Origin of the sequence: Rhizobium redzepovicii, from assembly GCF_019793435.1 — a bacterium.
GTDB lineage: Bacteria > Pseudomonadota > Alphaproteobacteria > Rhizobiales > Rhizobiaceae > Rhizobium > Rhizobium redzepovicii.
Window position 1 is genome coordinate 1 of record NZ_JAILYH010000091.1, and the last position, 417, is coordinate 417.

A 417-nucleotide genomic window follows, 5' to 3' on the forward strand; every position below is an offset into this window, starting at 1 on the left:
CGACGAGGAGGAGGCGGCGTGAGCCGTCTCTTCCTTCACTCAACTGTCTCTTCCTTCACTCAGGCATAAGAGACGCGGATGCGGATCACCGTAGGACCCGATAGCCTCGCGACCGCTTCCTGCGCAAAAGGGTGAGCAGGAGATCGACGGCTTTTGCCTCGTTGTCGAAGACATGGATCTTCTGCTCCCCGCGGCTGCCGATGCGTCCCCAGCTGCGCACCAGCGATGTCCCGCCGAAGAGGTTCGGCTCGATCGACAGCGCATAAAAGCGGGCCATGTTCTTCGATGGATCGATGCGTTCGATGTAGAGACGATAGGGCTGAACTGTCATGCGGGCAGAATCGCAAAGACCAGATGCCCGCGTCCAACGACATTTGTGAATCGATCCGGCTGGATCGATTCACGTTGGTGATGTCG

The 417-nt window shown here is 58.5% G+C and carries 1 protein-coding gene; it reads right to left on the reverse strand.

The window, feature by feature from the left end; translation table 11 throughout:
* Window positions 1–85 precede the first annotated feature (85 nt).
* Window positions 86–331 carry a WGR domain-containing protein gene (locus K6N12_RS33720; protein WP_222135259.1) on the reverse strand — a complete coding sequence of 82 codons (246 nt, stop codon included), beginning with the start codon at window positions 329–331 and terminating at the stop codon, window positions 86–88.
* Between the last annotated feature and the right edge of the window lie 86 nt (window positions 332–417).

Coding starts and splice junctions, on each gene's coding strand:
- K6N12_RS33720 (WP_222135259.1), bottom strand. CDS start 331: ATGACAGTTCAGCCCTATCGTCTCTACATCGAACGCATCGATCCATCG.